Source organism: Corynebacterium sp. MSK310 (assembly GCF_030227355.1).
GTDB lineage: Bacteria > Actinomycetota > Actinomycetes > Mycobacteriales > Mycobacteriaceae > Corynebacterium > Corynebacterium rhinophilum.
Map to the genome: position 1 here is coordinate 119,630 of NZ_JASPFZ010000004.1, position 17,452 is coordinate 137,081.

13 protein-coding genes, 1 tRNA gene and 1 pseudogene are annotated in these 17,452 nt (G+C 55.2%); 8 read left to right on the forward strand and 7 right to left on the reverse strand.

The window, feature by feature from the left end:
* Positions 1–3: 3 nt before the first annotated feature.
* Entirely contained in the window at positions 4–540 is a 537-nt protein-coding gene (locus tag QP891_RS05200; RefSeq protein WP_284770000.1) for a PPA1309 family protein, read from the reverse strand.
* Between the two features lie 123 nt (positions 541–663).
* Here QP891_RS05200 and QP891_RS05205 point away from each other — a divergent pair, with 123 nt between their 5' ends.
* From QP891_RS05205 to QP891_RS05215, 3 genes are all read left to right on the forward strand, one after another.
* Positions 664–3,633 (forward strand): UPF0182 family protein, encoded by a 2,970-nt coding sequence (locus QP891_RS05205; RefSeq protein ID WP_284781739.1) that lies wholly within the window; start codon positions 664–666, stop codon positions 3,631–3,633.
* 162 nt (positions 3,634–3,795) lie between these two features.
* Positions 3,796–3,872 (forward strand) — tRNA-Met (locus tag QP891_RS05210).
* Positions 3,873–4,553: 681 nt separating this feature from the next.
* Positions 4,554–5,384, forward strand: coding sequence for a GDSL-type esterase/lipase family protein (locus QP891_RS05215; protein ID WP_284769998.1), 831 nt, complete (start codon positions 4,554–4,556; stop codon positions 5,382–5,384).
* A 157-nt stretch (positions 5,385–5,541) separates the two neighbouring features.
* Here QP891_RS05215 and QP891_RS05220 read toward each other — a convergent pair.
* The 3 genes and pseudogenes from QP891_RS05220 to QP891_RS05230 form a co-directional block, all read right to left on the reverse strand.
* Positions 5,542–6,353 (reverse strand): annotated as a pseudogene (locus tag QP891_RS05220) (ABC transporter ATP-binding protein).
* Entirely contained in the window at positions 6,353–7,444 is a 1,092-nt protein-coding gene (locus tag QP891_RS05225; RefSeq protein ID WP_284769997.1) for a FecCD family ABC transporter permease, read from the reverse strand. Before QP891_RS05225 ends, QP891_RS05220 begins: the two are co-directional and overlap by 1 nt.
* The gene (locus QP891_RS05230) at positions 7,441–8,673 is read right to left on the reverse strand and encodes a FecCD family ABC transporter permease (RefSeq protein ID WP_502869495.1); all 1,233 of its coding nucleotides are present in this window, start codon (positions 8,671–8,673) and stop codon (positions 7,441–7,443) included. The genes QP891_RS05225 and QP891_RS05230 overlap by 4 nt, the downstream gene beginning before the upstream one ends.
* A 400-nt stretch (positions 8,674–9,073) precedes the next feature.
* Between QP891_RS05230 and QP891_RS05235 the strand changes: the two genes are divergently transcribed.
* Together QP891_RS05235 and QP891_RS05240 are read left to right on the forward strand one after the other, a co-directional pair.
* Positions 9,074–10,054 carry an ABC transporter substrate-binding protein gene (locus QP891_RS05235; RefSeq protein ID WP_284785011.1) on the forward strand — a complete coding sequence of 327 codons (981 nt, stop codon included), beginning with the start codon at positions 9,074–9,076 and terminating at the stop codon, positions 10,052–10,054.
* 404 nt (positions 10,055–10,458) lie between these two features.
* Positions 10,459–12,258 carry a siderophore-interacting protein gene (locus tag QP891_RS05240; protein ID WP_284769995.1) on the forward strand — a complete coding sequence of 600 codons (1,800 nt, stop codon included), beginning with the start codon at positions 10,459–10,461 and terminating at the stop codon, positions 12,256–12,258.
* Between the two features lie 40 nt (positions 12,259–12,298).
* Here QP891_RS05240 and QP891_RS05245 read toward each other — a convergent pair whose 3' ends face one another.
* Together QP891_RS05245 and QP891_RS05250 are read right to left on the reverse strand one after the other, a co-directional pair.
* Positions 12,299–13,660: a DHA2 family efflux MFS transporter permease subunit gene (locus tag QP891_RS05245; RefSeq protein ID WP_284769994.1), complete on the reverse strand. Its 1,362-nt coding sequence runs from the start codon at positions 13,658–13,660 to the stop codon at positions 12,299–12,301.
* A gap of 86 nt (positions 13,661–13,746) precedes the next feature.
* Complete coding sequence (locus tag QP891_RS05250; RefSeq protein WP_284769993.1) at positions 13,747–14,190, reverse strand: MarR family winged helix-turn-helix transcriptional regulator; 444 nt, start codon at positions 14,188–14,190, stop codon at positions 13,747–13,749.
* A gap of 318 nt (positions 14,191–14,508) precedes the next feature.
* Between QP891_RS05250 and QP891_RS05255 the strand changes: the two genes are divergently transcribed.
* On the forward strand, positions 14,509–15,120 hold the full coding sequence (locus QP891_RS05255) for a kinesin (protein WP_284769992.1): 612 nt from the start codon (positions 14,509–14,511) through the stop codon (positions 15,118–15,120).
* Positions 15,121–15,185: 65 nt separating this feature from the next.
* Here the strand turns inward: QP891_RS05255 and QP891_RS05260 are convergent, their stop codons facing one another.
* Complete coding sequence (locus QP891_RS05260) at positions 15,186–15,626, reverse strand: DUF1990 family protein (protein ID WP_284769991.1); 441 nt, start codon at positions 15,624–15,626, stop codon at positions 15,186–15,188.
* Positions 15,627–15,836: 210 nt separating this feature from the next.
* Between QP891_RS05260 and QP891_RS05265 the strand changes: the two genes are divergently transcribed.
* Both QP891_RS05265 and QP891_RS05270 read left to right on the forward strand, forming a co-directional pair.
* Positions 15,837–16,928 (forward strand): S1 family peptidase, encoded by a 1,092-nt coding sequence (locus QP891_RS05265; RefSeq protein WP_284769990.1) that lies wholly within the window; start codon positions 15,837–15,839, stop codon positions 16,926–16,928.
* A gap of 237 nt (positions 16,929–17,165) precedes the next feature.
* Complete coding sequence (locus tag QP891_RS05270) at positions 17,166–17,450, forward strand: FeoA family protein (RefSeq protein ID WP_284769989.1); 285 nt, start codon at positions 17,166–17,168, stop codon at positions 17,448–17,450.
* Positions 17,451–17,452 lie beyond the last annotated feature (2 nt).

Here is a 17,452-nt window from a genome sequence, read left to right on the forward strand (position 1 = left end):
CACTTAGTCTAGTTCATCCGGATCCTGGTTGAGGCCATAGCGCAAAGCGGCGATCACGCCAGGGGCCACCTGCGGGCCGCCGCGGAGCTGAATATCGTCCTCAGCAAAGGGACCTGCTGCCTCTAGCTCTTCTTCGGTGGGCCGCAGCTGCAGCAAGGTGGTCTCAATTCCTTCCTCGCGCAGGGCACCCGAATACAGGCGCGCCGGGCGAGGGGAGGGGTCCTCGCTGGAGGTATCCCGGAATTTGATCTCCTGGGCCAAGATGGCGCCTGCGACCTCGCGCGGCCAGGCCAAGCGGGAGACGTAATCAGCCAATTCCTCGGAGCCTGGCTCGATGTTTTCCGGGACGTTGTCTTGCACGATAAGGGTCAGCGGGGACGCGGTTTCCTCATCCATGGCCGCTAGCTGGTCCGCCACTAGGTGGGTGGGAACAAGCGCGAAGATGGTGGGGCGGGCGTCCCAACCTTCAGCGTGGACGAAATCCACGGCCTCCGTCATAGCGCGGTTTAAAGCTGGCTGTGATAATTCGGGGGAACTCATAGGCATCCTTATTCGTTATCTGGGTATTGATTCCTTAAACTGGGAAAAGTCTACATGTTTAATATTCGCACTATTTGATTGGAGCTGGCGTTGTCCCTAGGGTCATCCACACCAGCCGCCCCATTGAAGCGGCCTCCTAAGGTCGCGGCAATTATTGCGGCCATCATTGCCGTCCTCTTATTCTTCGGCCCCATGCTCGTGGGCATGTACACGGATTGGAGGTGGTTTGGCTCCATTGATTACCGCAGCGTATTTACCACTGCGATTATTGCGCGCATAGTCCTCTTTATCATCTTCGGACTCGTTGCAGCCGCAGTGGTGTGGGCAGCCGGGTTCTTTGCCTGGCGCGGACGCCCCGATTCCCTGGATGTGGGGGATCTGAATTCGCCGGTCTATCAGTACCGCCAGTCCATTGAGAAATCCATGGGCGTGCTTTTCGAGGTCATCCCGGCCATCGTGGGTATAATCGCAGGCTTTATTGGCCAATCCCACTGGCGCGATGTGATGCTATTCCTCAACGGCCAGGACTTTGGCGTACAGGACCCCCAATTCCACCACGACTTGGGCTTTTATGCCTTTAGCCTGCCCGTGCTGCAGATGGTGGTTAACACCCTGTCCATCCTGCTCGTGCTCGCCTTCCTCATTGCCCTATTCGGCCACTACATCTTGGGCGGAATCCGCATTGGCAATAAGGCCGCGGGCGTGCGCGGTTCCATCTCCCGCGCGGCGCGCCTGCAGCTTGCCATTACGGCCGGGCTGTGGATGGTGGCCCAGGTCGCCGGCTACTGGCTGGAGCGCTACGGGCTGCTGTATTCGGAGCACGACCTGTTTACCGGTGGTTCCTACACGGATATCCACGCCTACCTGCCCGCCAAGATCATTTTGATGATCATCGGCGTCTTCGTCGCTATTGCGCTCTTTATGGCCATCGTCATCAAGGACCTGCGCATCCCTGGCCTCGCCGTCGTGCTCATGCTCGCGTCCTCCCTGATCATCGGTCAGGCATGGCCGCTGCTGATGGAGCGCTTCTCGGTGCAGCCAAACCGCCAGGCCAAGGAAAACGAGTCCATCGCCCGCAACATTGAGGCTACGCGGTATGCCTATGGGCTTACAGATGACCACGTGACCTACAAGGAAAACTGGGGCGGCGATAACGTATCGGATGACAAGGTTGCCTCCGATAACGCCACCATCAATAACCTGCGCCTGCTGGATCCAGAGATTTTGTCGCCGACGTTTACCCAGATGCAGCAGCTGAAGAACTTCTACGGTTTCCCAGAAACGCTGTCCATGGATCGCTACGAAATCGATGGCAAGATGCGCGACTTCGTCGTTGCGGCGCGCGAGTTGGACCCGAATGAGCTGCGCGAAAACCAGTCCGACTGGATCAACCGCCACACTGTGTATACCCACGGCAATGGTTTCGTGGCCGCGCAGGCCAATACCGTCGACGAGGTTGCCCGCGATGCCGGTTCCGCCCGCGGTGGTTACCCCATCTTCACCGTCTCTGACCTACAGACCCAGGCCGGCGAGTCCGAGGGTGAGGGCGAGACCCAAGATGCCGAGAAGTCCTTGGGCATCAAGGTAGACCAGCCACGCATTTACTACGGCCCGGTCATCGCTAGTGCCGCAGATAACTTGGACTACGCCATTACCGGTACCACCGGCGAGAACCCAGTGGAGTACGACACCGATAGCACCAACTACACCTATGACGGTGAGGGCGGCGTTGAGATTGGCAATCTCTTTGACCGCACCATGTATGCCGCCAAGTACCGCGAGCTGAACTTCCTGCTTTCGGACCGCGTGGGCAGCGAATCCAAGCTGCTTTATGACCGCGACCCCCGCGAGCGCGTGGAGAAGGTTGCCCCATGGCTGACCACCGATTCCGCTACCTACCCGGCCGTTATTGATGGTCATCTGAAGTGGATCGTCGATGGTTACACCACCCTGGACTCCCTGCCGTACTCGCAGCGCGCTTCGCTTTCCGATGCCACCCAGGACGCCCTCAACCCCGATGGCACAACCCAGCGCTTGGTCAATGACCGGGTGGGCTATATCCGCAACTCCGTGAAGGCGACCGTGGATGCCTATGACGGCAGCGTGGACCTCTACGAGTTCGACAAGGAAGACCCCGTTCTCAAGGCCTGGGAAGGTGTCTTCCCGGATGTGGTGAAGCCGGAATCCGAGATCTCCGATGAGCTGCGCGAGCACTTCCGCTACCCAGAGGACATGTTCAAGGTGCAGCGCGACCTCTTGGCCCGCTACCACGTTGATGACCCGAACGTCTTCTTCAATAACGACGCCTTCTGGTCCGTACCGAATGACCCGACCGCAGAGGAATCCCGTGACCTGAACCAGCCGCCGTACTACGTGATGGCTGCCGATCCGGAAACCGGCGACCCGAGCTTCCAGCTGACCACCTCGTACCGTGGTCTGAACCGTGAGTTCCTGTCCGCACACATGGCGGTATCTTCCGATCCGGATACCTACGGCGATATCACCGTGCGCGTGCTGCCAACCAATACGCAGACCCAGGGTCCGAAGCAGGCACAGGACGCCATGATGTCTTCTGACCAGGTTGCCCGCGACCGCACCCTGTGGGAAGGCACCAACGATCTGCACAACGGTAACCTGCTGGCCTTGCCGGTCGGCGGCGGCGAGATCCTCTACCTCGAGCCGATTTACTCGCAGCGCAAGGATCAGGCATCCGCCTTCCCGAAGCTGCTGCGTGTGCTCGTGTCCTACAAGGGCCGCGTGGGCTACGCACCGACTATCGGTGATGCCCTTGAGCAGGTGGGAATCGACGCCAAGTCCGCCCAGGACATCGAAGAGATCGAGGGCGACTCCGGCGACGACGATGCCGATAAGGACAGCTCTTCTGCGGACAAGAAGGACGAGAAGAAGGAATCTACTGAGGAATCCGCTCCGGCTTCGGCCCCTCGTTCCTCCGATGAAGCAGGCGCTATCGAGGACATCAACAAGGCCCTGAAGGGCCTGGAGGATGCCCGCAATGGCTCCTTTGAAGAGTACGGCCGCGCCCTAGATGAGTTGGATAAGGCCGTCGAGTCCTACCAGAAGTCCGAAGGCTAAAACCTCCAACTTCTTACACTCGAAACTCAGGAAATAAGGCACCTACCCAGGGGATTTGGGTAGGTGCCTTCCTGTCTGTATAGTTACAGAAGTCGCCGGGACAGAGCGAATACATTAAGTATTAATGAACTGTTCAAGCGCAGATGATGGAAGTCATCTCGACGCGGGGTGGAGCAGCTCGGTAGCTCGCTGGGCTCATAACCCAGAGGTCGTAGGTTCGAATCCTGCCCCCGCTACCAACTTCCAGGCCCTGACCAGATTAAGTTCTGGTCAGGGCTTTTATTTATGCCTTGTGGAGCTGAATGCGGCCTAGACGACAGGGTTAAACGAGAAAACGTGTTGTTTTGTGTTGTGTCATCGGCTGGGCACCTTTTGTCATTTCATGGGTCCTTTTCTGATTCCTATGAAGTGTGAGTATTCGGTTGGGAAACCGTTGCCAAAGAAGGCTGGTGGACCGAGGGCGGGTCTGCAGATTCCTCAGAAGCTACCGAAACTACATCAGCCGTTTTGGCGGGCTACAGGTACATGTGGGACCGATGCATATGATTTGGATCTCGCGACTGGATTTGGGAATTAAAATGAGAGTAAAAGTGCGGTAACTTCCTACCAGAAACTCCCAAATTGTAATGTTGCAGTCTCCAGTAGTGATAGATCGCACTTATATTGAAAATAAATTATTTATTCTGGAGTTTCGTGAGAAGCGCGAGTGAAAATACTAATGGATTGAGATAAAAGTATGAAAGTATGCATCCACTGGGCGGGTTCGCTATAGTTATAGCCGTAAACATGTTCGCCGATGGGTGCTATTTATAAATTGTGTATATCGATGCCAATGACACTCTTAATACGAGCAGTTATCTATCGGACGGCTAGAAAAGTAACTCATTTTTTGATTGAAAGGGAACGCAAATATGCGCCTTGTGAGCAAATACATTGCTGCAGCTTGCGGAGCAGTCATGCTCGCTACAGGTCTTTCCGGTGTCGCGTCAGCCGCACCGACCGGTAATCTCGTTACGCTCGGAGACTCCTACTCCGCCAACCCTGACCAAGTCCGAAATACCTTCCGCGGGGTTCCTGGCGCAACCGATAATTACCCCCAGCGCGAGGGGTGCCTTCAGGCGCCTAATAACTGGCCGCGGAAGCTAGCCGCAAAGACGAATCGACCACTGGCTGATTGGTCCTGCACCGCTCAGACGTCCAATACCATGAATCAACGCTTGGACCGGGCTATTGCCAATGGCGACATCCGCAATGACTCCACCGTCGTCATCGCTGTAGGAATGAATGACTACGGTCCGTATAACTTCGATGTGTTGAAGAGGTCTCCGGATGTCCCGAAAAACGTCCACGATAACTATGTGAACCGTCTGCGGGAAGCTGGCGATAAGATTCACCGCGCAGCACCGGGAGCAAAGATCGTTGTATCGGGCGCACTACCTACCGTGGATCGTGAACACGCAACGCTCTGCGCGGTCAATGTGATCCCGAACCGCCCGGGCGGTATTTACGTCCCAATCCTGCGGGATGTCGAAAATTGGAACCGTGATAACCAAATTGAGGCAGCTAATTCAATTGGGGCAACCTACGTTGACATGATTGATGGCGCTCGCGGCCATGATACGTGTGCTCCAGATGCCGAGCGTTGGGTCGCCGGCTTGATTGATACCACGACGCCGAACTACAACATGAGTATTCATCCGTCGGATGCAGGCTCCGAGTACATTGCTAACACTCTTTTGGCTCACGTATAAGTATTCGAAGCTCCTTTAATTGGAGGCAGTGGTTTCCAACTCAGCTTTTGTCTCCAATTTTTAGACCTTCACCAGTGGAAAGCACGGGTGAAGGTCTTTTTATATTTTCGATCTAAGCCCGCCGCGAATTGTAGGCGTGCATGGGGGTGCGGCGTAGCTAGATATTAGCGCCAGAGGGGACAACGAGTGGGCCTCCTGTAACCGGATCTTCAATAACTAAGGCGTTTAAGTTGAATGCGGTGAGAAGTAATTGAGGAGAAATGATCTCCTTGGGGTCCCAGTTATAAGAATCTTACCTTGGTTCATTGCAATCAAATGGTCGCTATATCGAATAGCCAAGTTGAGGTCATGCAAAACCATAACGATGCTGCGCCCCAGCTTAGTTCGCAGCGAACGAATGAGCTCGAGAATTTCGATGGACGTCGCCAAATCTAAGTATGTTGTGGGCTCGTCGAGGAACATAATCTCTGTGTCTTGAGCTAGAACCATGGAAATCCACACTCGTTGGCGTTGGCCACCGGAAAGCTCATTAATGGAGCGTTCAGCAAATTGCAGGGAGCCGGTTTGTGTGAGCGCGGAATAAACCTCCTGCTCATCCGATGCTGACCATTGGCGCAGCCATGATTGATGTGGATGGCGCCCGCGAGCGACAAGATCGGATACAAGTAAACCCTCTGGCGCAATGGGAGCCTGTGGCAGCACACTAATTTTTGTGGCCACATCCTTTCGGCGAAGCTCAGTGATATCGCGCTCACCTAACATTACGGTGCCACTTTCTATGGGTAACAGCCTTGCGAGGCTGCGTAAGAGGGTTGATTTTCCGCACCCGTTGGGACCAACAATCGTAGTAACTTTGCCTTTGGGGAGCTCTACATCAATATTTTCAAGGATCGGAGTGTTGCGCGCGTATCCTACAGTGAGGTTTGATGCCGTAATTGCTGTGCGCGAAGTGATTAATGGGTCAGACATTAAACTGATTGGACCTTCCGATTTTGCTGGACGAGTAAATAGAGTAAAAACAGGCCCCCAATTATCGAAGTAACGATTCCAACAGGAAGCTCGATCCCCAACAGAGCATGAATGACGACGTCTGCGCCGAGTAAAAGAATCGCTCCAGTAAAGGCGGAGGCTAGCAGCGGTGGTGTTGCGGTACGGCAGATACGAAGTGCTAATTGGGGAGCGACAAAGGCTACAAAGCCAATGGGGCCTGCTGCGGAGACCGCAACGGCAGTTAATGCTACGGCGAGTATAAGTACGGAGAATTGCACCGCATTGACACGAGAACCGAGTGCCTGTGCCATGTCTGTGCCGAGCGCCGTGGGCAGTAGTTGGTAACTAACCCATCCGAGCAATGGCGCAGACATTATTATTGCAATGGCTACTGGAAAAGTAGTCGTCCAATTTGCTCGTTCTAGTGAGCCAGTCAGCCAAAATTGAGCGACGGAGGCATCGTGCAATTGGGCACGAATCATGGCGAAGCTGATGTAACCAGACAACAGCGAGGTAATGATTATGCCCGAGAGCACGAGCCTGAATGGGTTTGCGTCTCCTTTCCAGGAAAGAATCCACACGACGACGCTTGTACTGACTGCTCCGATAAAAGCGGCCAATGGGACTCCGATGCCGGCCAACCAGCCTATGATGCCGGTACCCGAGCCGAAGACGATAACCGTAACCGCCATTGCTGAGGCGCCGGCGGTTATGCCTAAAATGTCAGGACTGGCGAGCGGATTTCTGGTTACCGATTGTGTTAAAGCTCCAGCGAGACCAAGAGCACAACCTACTGTAAGCGCAGTGAGAGCACGCGGCATTCGCCATTCGAAGACTACTAGTTTCTCCAGTCGAGTGCCTTGGCCGCTGACAATAACTTCCAGTATTCGGCCGAAAGAGATCGGATAATCTCCCAGCATGATAGAAAAAGGCACAAGAAGTAGAGCCAGTATAGCCAGAATGAAAGTGGTAGATAATTGCCACGGGCGCCAAACAACTGAGAGTTCTAATAGTTTTGTGCCAATGCGGAAGGCAGGGCGGCCGGGGACGGAATGGCGGTCACTACTCATAGCGCTACCCCCTTCCGGTGGAAGACGAGCACGAAGAATAAAGGGGCGCCGATAAAAGCGACGACGATTCCTACCGGTAACTCGCCTGGACGTGCGATGATTCGGCCAATGACATCAGCAAGTACCATCAACGTGGCACCTAATAGGGCGGAATACGGCAAAATCCACCGATAGTCAGGACCTGTGATGGCACGAACCAAATGCGGCACTATCAAGCCAATGAACCCAACTGGTCCTGCCATAGCGGTCGCAGCCCCCGCAAGCAAAGAGATTAGGACCATACCGAAGAGGCGAGCCCGATCGGTTCGAACACCGAGACATTGAGCTACATCGTCTCCTAGGTTAAGTAAGTTTAGAGCTGGGGCTGAAGCAAAGGCTAAGACGATGCCCAAGACTGCGAATGGAAGTACTCCCCAAAAGACATCTAGACCTCGACCCGCTACCGAACCTACGGTCCAAAAACGCATACGGTCCAGGTTGGCTTCTTCTGCCAGAATGAGGCCTGTAGTGATCGAATTCAACACGGCAGACAAGGCTGCGCCACTAAGTGTAAGAGTGAGCGGACTAGCATTGCCTCCATTGATGCGTCCCAGGCCGAAGACAATGATGGTTGCACTTACCGCGCCCAAGAAGGCAGCCACAGTTGTTGCAAACATACTGATCGATCCAAAGACTGCGAAAGTGGAAACTACTGCTAAGGCGGCACCAGCGTTGACCCCAAGAATGCCTGGATCGGCGAGCGGGTTTCGGGTGTGGCCTTGAATTAAAGCGCCAGCTACTCCGAGAGAAGCGCCCACTACGATTGCGATCAAGGTCCTCGGCACACGGAGCTCGAAGAGTACGCGCTGTTCAAAGTTTAGAGCAGTTGCACGGTGCGAAGGAACTTCTCTGAGAGTAGATATGACATCGGTTAGCGGAATACTTCTAGCTCCGACAGCGATACTCAAACAAACTCCGAGGACGAGCAGCACCAAACACAGTATGAGTCCCGCAACGCGTCGCGAATAGGTGCGGCTTCGAGGTAGTTGGGTGCCGTTAATGCTGAAACTGGAATGAATATCCATAGTGGTCAGTAGGAAAATCCTGTTCTGTGCGGTGAGACCTGTGTTGTTTAGAACCGGACCGGCTTGTCTAGGAGTCAGGTCCATAAAACGAAGAGGCGATAGTTTCAGGCGATTGGCTTGCTGTTGAAGTCCTCCCGTTTCTTCAAAGAAAACACTTGTTCCCATTTGTGTCCCACGCTGAGCTAGCGACTGAATTTTCGCAGTTGAACGTCATTGACAACTTGCGAAGTGTTAGGTGAGACACAAATATATGTGCCGCAAGTTAGGTTAGTCAACCCTAATGTTATTGACATATTGAATGCTGGGCATTTTAGGAATGGAGAAGTGGTCATAGAAGAGCTTTTTGCCCTTGGATTGCAGATGGGAAAGAAGTTCAATCTCTACGGGGATGGTTTTCCGTCTAGACAAGGCTGGTTAATGGAATTTTGTACCGATTTGCAGCGGAGCACTATTGCAATGTGGTGTAGGTAAAGCTAACCTAACCTAAAAGTTGCCTGTGGGTCTTTGGGAAATCCAGTGGAAGACGTTGAGGACAACTTCAGGAAACCGACTTTAAGGAAAAAGGATGTCAGTAAAGAGGAGAGCGCGGTCAACTATCGCAGCCGCAATCTGTGCCGGATTGGTTTTGTCAGGATGCTCGTCGAACGATTCAACCGATGAAGCGGCAACTTCCAAAGTTGCAGAAGACGTGACCATTGAGCATGCACGGGGTACGGATACGTATCCGGCCAATCCACAAAATGTGGTTGCCGTGGGGCCGGCTGTTGATAACCTGCTGGAACTTGGAATTAAACCAGCAGCCGTCGTGCAGAATGCAAAAGATAAGAACTCACCCTGGCGCGAGGGGAAGCTCGATGGTGTCAAGGTGATCGATCAGGCAGATTTCAAAACTCTGCCACAAGAACAAATTGCGGCAATCGAACCTGACTTCATCGTTGGTGACTATTGGACAATATCTGAAGATAATTACAAAGAATTGTCAGCCATCGCACCGACCCTCGGCGGCATCTCCAATAAAGGGGAGGGGATTGGCTGGGAGGCACAGCTAGAAGCTTTGGGCAAGATATTCAATAAGGAGTCCGAAGCGAAGAAAGCCATTGATGAGGATCAGAAGCGTTTCGCTGATGTGAAGGAAAAACTGCCAAACCTCTCTGGTAAAACCGGCATTGTTTCTCAATTCGCCCAGGGATCCTTTGGTGCCGTTGCAGACCCTGAGGATCCGGGTGCATCCTTCATCTACGACCTGGGTATGAAGTTTCCGGATAAGCTGACTGACGGATCGGTCCCAGTTGATAAAGGCCGCGTCACGCTTTCTCCGGAAAACGTATCTTACCTGGCCGCTGATTTTATGGTCATTTATAACCGCACCGGCTCAATCGAAGAAGTTGAAAATACTCCGGGATACAAAGATTTGCCGCAGGTAAAATCCGGTGCGACTCTCGCTGGTGATGAGGCGGTCGTCGCTGGACTCAACACCCCAACGAGCCTGAGCCGAGCTTGGGTCCTGGACAAGACGATGCCGACGCTGGAAAAGGTTGGAAAGTAGTCAAGGTTTGCTCAACTCCGACGCCTGCTAGATGGGGCTCAGATCGTTGCAGCAGGTAGTCGTCAACGCCTTTCGATTTATCGGAAGGCGTTCTCTCTAAAAGACTGTATCCAAGGCAGTGGTGCGTCCGTTCTTGCCTTTCCGGCAACGAAAACCGACGTCAGGCTTTCCGCATATTCACCCATCGGCGCAGCACGATGGCCGCGTTAAAAGGTCTCTAGGTGAGCTGGAAATGCTTGGTGTTGGGAAAGGTGTTCAAAGCGTTAGTAACAACTTAATAAGAAAATTTAGGCCATCGAACAAAGTGAATTAAAAGCCATCAAAACCGAGAGGGGAATGGTCTCAAAATGCCAAGGAACAGCCGGAGCAGGGAAATTTATCCAATTTCTTACCGGGAATTATACGTGGAAGATATCGAAGATATATCGCCATCCATGCGGCGAATTACGTTCAGCGGGGAACAGCTCCAGGAGCATGAACGCGATGGCATTTCCGTTCCTTCATTGTTAAGCCATGGTTTTGATGACGACGTTCGGCTCATCTTCCCAGATCCGGAAACTGGAGAGCGGCCGCACCCAATCGCCCAAAACGATGGCAACCTCCTGTGGCCAGAAACTGTTAAAAATCTCTTCCGCACATACACGGTTCGCTACTTTGACGCTGTTAACGGGCGGTTAGCAATTGATTTCGCTCGCCATGGCGTGGGCTTGGCTGAAAACTGGTCACAGAATGTCCGGATCGGTGACGCTATTTTTGTGGCAGGTCCAAAGTCGTGTGCGCAGTTACCCACGCATACCGATTGGCTTTTCTTGGCGGGAGACGAGACCGCGCTCCCAGCCATCGGCCGCTGCCTGGAATCACTTCCGACAGGGCATGATGTGGTTGCGGTGATAGAGGTTCCGACGAGCGCTGATATTCAAGACTTAGACATTCCAGATTCAGTTCACGTCCACTGGGCGATACGTGACCAGGGCGACGACTTCATAGCAAAGACTAGTGCGCTTTTTGAAGAGACTGCTGATTCACGATTGCCTAGTGGTGAAGCATACGTATGGGCGGCGGGGGAGGCGTCCCGGCTGAAAACACTGCGGCGTTTGTTCAAAGCTTCCGGAATTGCCCCTGAGCATCAGGAAATTACAGGCTACTGGCGGCGTACTAGCCGGAAAGACGGCAAAGAAAGTGCGACGAACAGTAGTAATAGTGTTTTGCACAATATCCATGATTTGGGTGAGTTGAATTCAGCCTTTGCGCTTCGCACTGCCGTACGTTTAGGGCTCTTTCAAGAGATCGATGCGGGTGCCAAAACAGTTCCTGCCCTTGCTGCTGCGACAGAACTTCACGAGGAGGCGTTGCGGAGGTTTATCCGCTACCTAGCTGCTCTTGAACTCGTCGAAGTCAGCGAGTCCACCTTCACCTTGACCGCAATGGGACTGGAACTGGCGGACCCGGATTCAAAGGTGGTGCGTTGGCTAAGCGGGCCTGCGCATCTTGAGGCGATGGCACTGATGCGCCTTGAACACAGCCTTCGTACCGGTGAGGCGGCTCCGCAAGGCGAGAGGGGATTGCCGTGGTCAGAATATCTTGGCCAGGACCCGCAACTGGCAGCCGAACGCTTTGAGCAAAAGAATGTGAGCGCTGGGTGGACTGCTCCTTCCGCGGCAAAGGAACTGCAGCATTATCTCGATGAAAGGGCTCGCGTCCTTATCGTTGGGCAGGGCAGTGCAGTATATGCAGATGAAATTCTCCGGCGATGTGAGCATGCTCAGAGCAGGGTTATCACCGATGCTTCCTCGGAAGCAGTGCTACGGGAAATCGCAGGAGCTTCTCGTGAACGGTGCGAAACGAGTGGCGATGGAACTGGCTTTAATCCCACTGATGCGGACTATGCGTGGGCAACTGATGTAGTCTTCATTGATCCCTGGAGTGTCTTTGGCAACGCAGAGGTGACTGCCCAATTAGACCGCGCCGCTCACGGAGATGCGTTCCATCGGGCTTATATCCTTTCCGAGGTTCTGGAGGAAACCGGGGGCGATGAGCATTCCTATGAAGAGGACTTGGTGAGGCTTTCCATGTTCGGCACGAAGGTGCCGACACAAGAAGATGTCAGCGCTGTTGTCGCTGATAGCGGCGCTCTAATTTCTTCTGCCACGGCTGTTGGCTGGGGTAAACACCTTTTCGTCCTGGAGGCAGAACCGAATTCCTAAAGAGGAGCCTCGGTGGGACAAACGCCTCGAGCTTCACCATTTATTTCCGGACTACGGTTCCACGCGGGAGCCGGGTGGCCGTTACAGCCATAAGTGTGGTGAACACGGTGAAGTAGGCGAAGGTCGTCCAGCCGACCCCGTGGGTAAGGGTCATCAGCACCGTGCAGACTGACACACCGAGTGCGCTGCCAAGTTGGGTCGCTATGCGGCCTGCAGCGCTGGCATGGACGACTTCATCTTTGGTTAAGCCGTGGTAGGTCGCGGACATCGTGAGCACCGTAAGGGCTCCGATGCCGCCGCCGCGCACGAATAGCCCGCAGCCTTGAAGGATGAGCCAGCCTGCCGCCTGGCCGGTGGGAAAAGCGAAAGGTAGCGTTCCGATAATAGTGGCGACAATGCACACGTAGACAGTCTTCCGCGTACCCCATCGGGCGATGAATTTTTTCGATGCCGAGCGGCTGAAATAGGCGCCCACGCTTTGTAGGGCCAGCAGAAGTCCCGCATGCAGTGCGGTGTAGGCGTAGTTGCTCTGGTAGTGCAACGGAATGAGAAACAGTCCGCCATAAAACACGGTGCTTGCAATGGCCAGTGTTGCCCACGCTGAGGAAAAGGAAGCGTGGGTAAATAAGCGGACATCGATAAGCGGCGAAGGCGCCCGGAGCGCATGTAGCACAAAATATCCAATCAGCCCCGCGCTGGCGATGAGGAGAATTCCGCTTGCCCAGGAGCTCATGTGCCCGATGGTGGTAAAGCCATAGACCGCCGTGAGCAAACCGGGGGCGAGCAAGAGGTATCCCGTGCGGTCAAGCTGGGCTGTAGGGTCTGCTGGGGTTCGTTCTAGATAGTGCACGGCAAGGGCAATCGCGGTGATGCCGATGGGAACGTTGATGAGGAAGATGGCGCGCCAGCCGATGGCATCGACAAGCAGCCCGCCCAGTAGCGGGGCAATCGCAGGCGCAATGACCGCCGGTAGGCCGATTGCGGTGATGGCGCGTGTGGCCTGGTCCTTCCCGGCATTGGTGACGATGAGCGTCTGCATCACCGCCACCGAGAAGCCTGCCGCGAATCCCTGCAGGATGCGAAAGGCGATGAGCATGTCTATATGCGTAGAGACCGCGCACAGGATTGAAGCGACGGTGAAGACTGCCAGCGCGGTAATCCAGAGATTTTTGGCGCCGAAGCGGCGCGTTGCCCAGCCGCTGAGTGGAATGACCATAGTAGAGGCCAACCCGTAGCCGGTAATGACCCATTGGGCGAGAACTATCGGTGCGTTGAAAGCCTCGCCAATGGAATGAATGGCGACGTTGACGATGCTGATATCTAGCAGCGGCAAAATTGAGCCGAAGACTAGGGCGATGACGACCCGCCTAGTCTGGGGGTCGAGTTTTTCTTCTTCCTGCATGAGGGGTTCCCTTCGGAGTGTGTGCGCGTGCGCACATGGCGTGGTGAGGTGTGGTCATGATGGAGATAGTGATGGAGGTGTGTGGGTTAAGGGGCGAATGGTCCGTCGTGGGTGAGGGCGGTGAGCATTTCCGCGAATTGTTCTTGCGCGGGCTCCGGCCAGCGGGCGAGGAATTCTTCCAATTTTTGGGTCAGGCGTGAGCGCATTACGGCGACGTTGTCTTGGCCCAGTGGGGTTAGCGACAGTTGTATCCACCGCGCGTCGCGGGGATCGGTAGCGCGCGCGATGAGCCCGGCTTTTTCTAAGGCCGAGGCGTGGCGGGATACCACCGAGCGGTCTAAGCCGATAACGGTGGCGAGCTCTTTTGGGGTGGAGGGACCACAGCGGTCTAGGCCGCTGAGTACCAAATACGTAGATTCATTGATTTCTTCACCGAGCCCCTGGGTGAGGTGGGCGTACATGCGTCGGCGGAGGCTGCGCTGGGAAAGGAGTCCCAGTGCGTCGGCGACTTGTTTGCTTGGAGTGTCCATGCCAGCAGAATACATGCAGAGTACACGCGTGTCTAGTGCACGCGTGCCTATTGCACGCTAATTTTGGCGAGATCGTTGCGGTAAAGAGCGGAAAGCGTATAAAACAACCGCGTTTGTCCATTTTTCGGCCCGATTTTTGGCGAAACGCGGTTGTTTTGGACAGCCTGACGCTCAGCCGTACCTCTATCTGCTGGGATGGGCACTTAAATCGCGCAAAAGAGCCTTCCGGTTTTCCAATACCGGTTCCCCGTGCATGCACCTTAACTTTCTGGAACGCTAGGATAGGAAAGAATAGATCTAGTTAAGGAGTACAAAGCAATGGCTAAAGAAACTGCACGCGCCCTTGGGCACGAAGTAGACGTGGACCGCGAGAAGTTTACTTACCTGGCATCGACTGATGCCGAGGGCAACAAGATTGAATCCGGCAAGGTTGCTGCAGCGGGAGCCGGTGTCGCGGGAGCCGCAGCTGCTGCCGGTGCCGCTGCAGCGGCGAACGCGGATGAGCAGAACGATTCCGTGACCCAGAGTGATTACGAGCCGAAGAACCACGTCGTTACTGGTGCTGAGGAAGAACACGTCGCCGCCGCGTCCGAGCAACCGGACCTGCAGGAACAGCTGGATGAGGACAACGCGGACTATGAGCCCTCACAGCATGTGGTGGGCGAGGCCGAGGAAGAACACATCGGCACCGCACCAGAGCAGCCGCAAGAGGATGTGGCAGATGATGAACGCGATGACTTCGATGACTTGAAGGACAAGGTCACCGAGGCCGGCAATGTCGTTGAAGAAGCCATCAACCGCGCTAAGGACTTCGTGGAAGACAAAGCACAGGAATACCAGGACGGATCCGGCAAGAAGGGCGGTTTCTTTGACCGCGTGAAAGACGTTGTGCGCGAGGCTCGCGATAACCTCGATGAGAAGCATAAGTAGTTAACTACGCGTAGGCCGCTGCTTTTCCGGTAGGGGGAGGGGCAGCGGCCTTTTGTGCTGTCGTGCTAGTCCAGCGCGTGCAGGTAGAACCGGCGGATGAGGAGGTGGCGGGGGATATCGACAAGCGGGCGCAAGAAGGGCAGGAAGGGCTCGGAGGTGGCATCGATAAGCAGCAGCGTCCGCCCATCGCGCAGGCGCTCTAGGGTAAAGGTTTCCTCGCCGCGCTCGAGGTGTCCGGGCAAGGTGCCGTAGGTAAAGCCGCAGCGGCCATCGTCGGCGAAGGTCTCGACCACGCGGCAGCGGAAATCAAACGGGCCAAGGCCCATGGTGACCTCGGCGCCTTCTTGTACGACTGGGTGGGTGGGGCTCACGCGGAATAGGCCGCTGCGCTGGATGCCCCAGCGAAAGAGCCGGTGGGCTGCGGTATCGAAATCGGCGTCGATGACCCTGCTCATGTGCAGCTGCGGAAATCCGGCGGTATCGGAATAAGAAAGCGGCTCTGGCATCTTAAGTCTCAGCGCTAATCTGTGGGGACCTCATGGGGTGAAGAATAGGGCATCGAAAAGTTTTTGGGTACGGATTAATAGTGTGATCACCCCCGAAACCTGAAAGAACGGTAACGGCTTGGAAACAGTCACAGGACTGAGCTGCTTTCACACGAGATTCATGTCAGGATTTAGCTAGCACGATCTTGACAACTGAAAGAAGGTACTTTGATGCTTCGCATTCCGCACCTAAAGAAAGTCCTGGTGGGCTCGGCTTTCGCTGGTGCGTTTTTCTTGGGCTCCCCGGCAGCAGGCGCCCAAGAATTGCCCCAACCGGATATTGACTCGGCAGGGTTAATCAACCACGTGCGCGAAGGTCTCGCGGACTTTGGCATTGAGACCCCAGAGGTGGATAAGCAGGTCACCGATACCGTAGATTCCGCGGTGCAGAACGCGCACGATACGGTGGCGAATAAGGTCCAGCAGGGGGCTCAGTATGCGGAGCCGGCCACGACCCCGAATCCCTTCGGGCTGCTGGAACAAGCTACCCAGGTAGAGCAAAAGCCACTGGGTAATAATCCCAACTACCAGTGGAAAAATGATGGATTTTCCAAGGTAGCCGCAGGCAAGCCCGATGCAGATTTTGTTCTGCACCGCGTGCCGGGGTCCTTGTTCGATGCCCCGCGCATTCCTGAGGAATCCGATGTTGCCATGAACCAAGGCAAGTCCCTCTATGGCCCTGGAACTCCCATCTACATCAATGGTGACACCATGTGCACCTTGAGCGTTGCCGGTCATGACGATGCTGGCCGCAAGGTGGGGCTGACCGCGGGGCACTGCGGCAATGAGGGCGATGCCATTATTTCGGCCGATTCCGATCACATTGGCCCGACGGGCACCATCGTGTCCAAGAACGACGAGCTAGATTATTCGGTTATCGAATTCGGCTCTAACGCAGAGGTCACCCGCACCTACAACGGGGTTACCGTTAACTCCATGGGCGGGACCGTAAACCCGGGTGAGACCGTGTGCAAGCAGGGTGTTGCCACCGGCAAGACCTGCGGTATGACCTATCAGCAGGCACAAAGCATCCATGTCAACCAGGTCTGTGCCATGATGGGCGATTCCGGCGCGCCGTTGCTCGCCGGTGACCGCCTCGTCGGTTCCATCTCCGGCGGCTTCCTGCCGGTGAACTTCCCGTGCCGCACCCCGCTGCAAGGTGCTGTTCACAACCCCACCGCCGCTACCAACATGGACACCGTGTTGGCGGATATGAACCGCCGCGGTGGCGTTGGCGCAGGCTTTACCTTGCCCGAAGCATAAGCGCGAAGAAGGCAGCGCCCCGTTCAGCCTTGAGAGCCGAACGGGGCGCTTTTTCATGCGCAATTTCTATGGGTATATAACGCGCATGCGTCCCGCCAAAGTGGGGGAAAGCGCAGGTTAGCCTTGCCTGCGTAATTGCCATAAACTAAGGTGAGAATTACCTATTACCCGCTTAGGGATAGTCAATATCTGCTGTGGCTAGTACTTCCATAGCTAAGTTTGAACCGAGGTTTCCCCATGCACCAAACCCATTCCACCCCACCAGAAACCGGTCCCATGCGCGCGGATCAGGCACCCACCGATGCCGTGGTGGAACTGTCCGCTGATTGCCTGCACAACGCGAACGAGACCCAACCGGCGCTGGCCGTGCGGCTGCGCGAGCTGGGCTTTCGGCCTGGTACCCGGGTGCAGATCGGCCGCACCGTCGCAGGTGGTGCGCGCGTGGTCAGCGTAGGCACGGCCCGCTATGCAGTGGATTCGCACACGCTGCGCCAACTCGAAGTCATTCCGGTGGAGGCATAAGC

Coding starts and splice junctions, on each gene's coding strand:
- QP891_RS05225 (WP_284769997.1), bottom strand. CDS start 7,444: ATGAGTAGTGACCGCCATTCCGTCCCCGGCCGCCCTGCCTTCCGCATT.
- QP891_RS05235 (WP_284785011.1), top strand. CDS start 9,074: ATGTCAGTAAAGAGGAGAGCGCGGTCAACTATCGCAGCCGCAATCTGT.
- QP891_RS05265 (WP_284769990.1), top strand. CDS start 15,837: ATGCTTCGCATTCCGCACCTAAAGAAAGTCCTGGTGGGCTCGGCTTTC.
- QP891_RS05200 (WP_284770000.1), bottom strand. CDS start 540: ATGAGTTCCCCCGAATTATCACAGCCAGCTTTAAACCGCGCTATGACG.
- QP891_RS05260 (WP_284769991.1), bottom strand. CDS start 15,626: ATGCCAGAGCCGCTTTCTTATTCCGATACCGCCGGATTTCCGCAGCTG.
- QP891_RS05270 (WP_284769989.1), top strand. CDS start 17,166: ATGCACCAAACCCATTCCACCCCACCAGAAACCGGTCCCATGCGCGCG.
- QP891_RS05230 (WP_502869495.1), bottom strand. CDS start 8,673: ATGGGAACAAGTGTTTTCTTTGAAGAAACGGGAGGACTTCAACAGCAA.
- QP891_RS05255 (WP_284769992.1), top strand. CDS start 14,509: ATGGCTAAAGAAACTGCACGCGCCCTTGGGCACGAAGTAGACGTGGAC.
- QP891_RS05250 (WP_284769993.1), bottom strand. CDS start 14,190: ATGGACACTCCAAGCAAACAAGTCGCCGACGCACTGGGACTCCTTTCC.
- QP891_RS05245 (WP_284769994.1), bottom strand. CDS start 13,660: ATGCAGGAAGAAGAAAAACTCGACCCCCAGACTAGGCGGGTCGTCATC.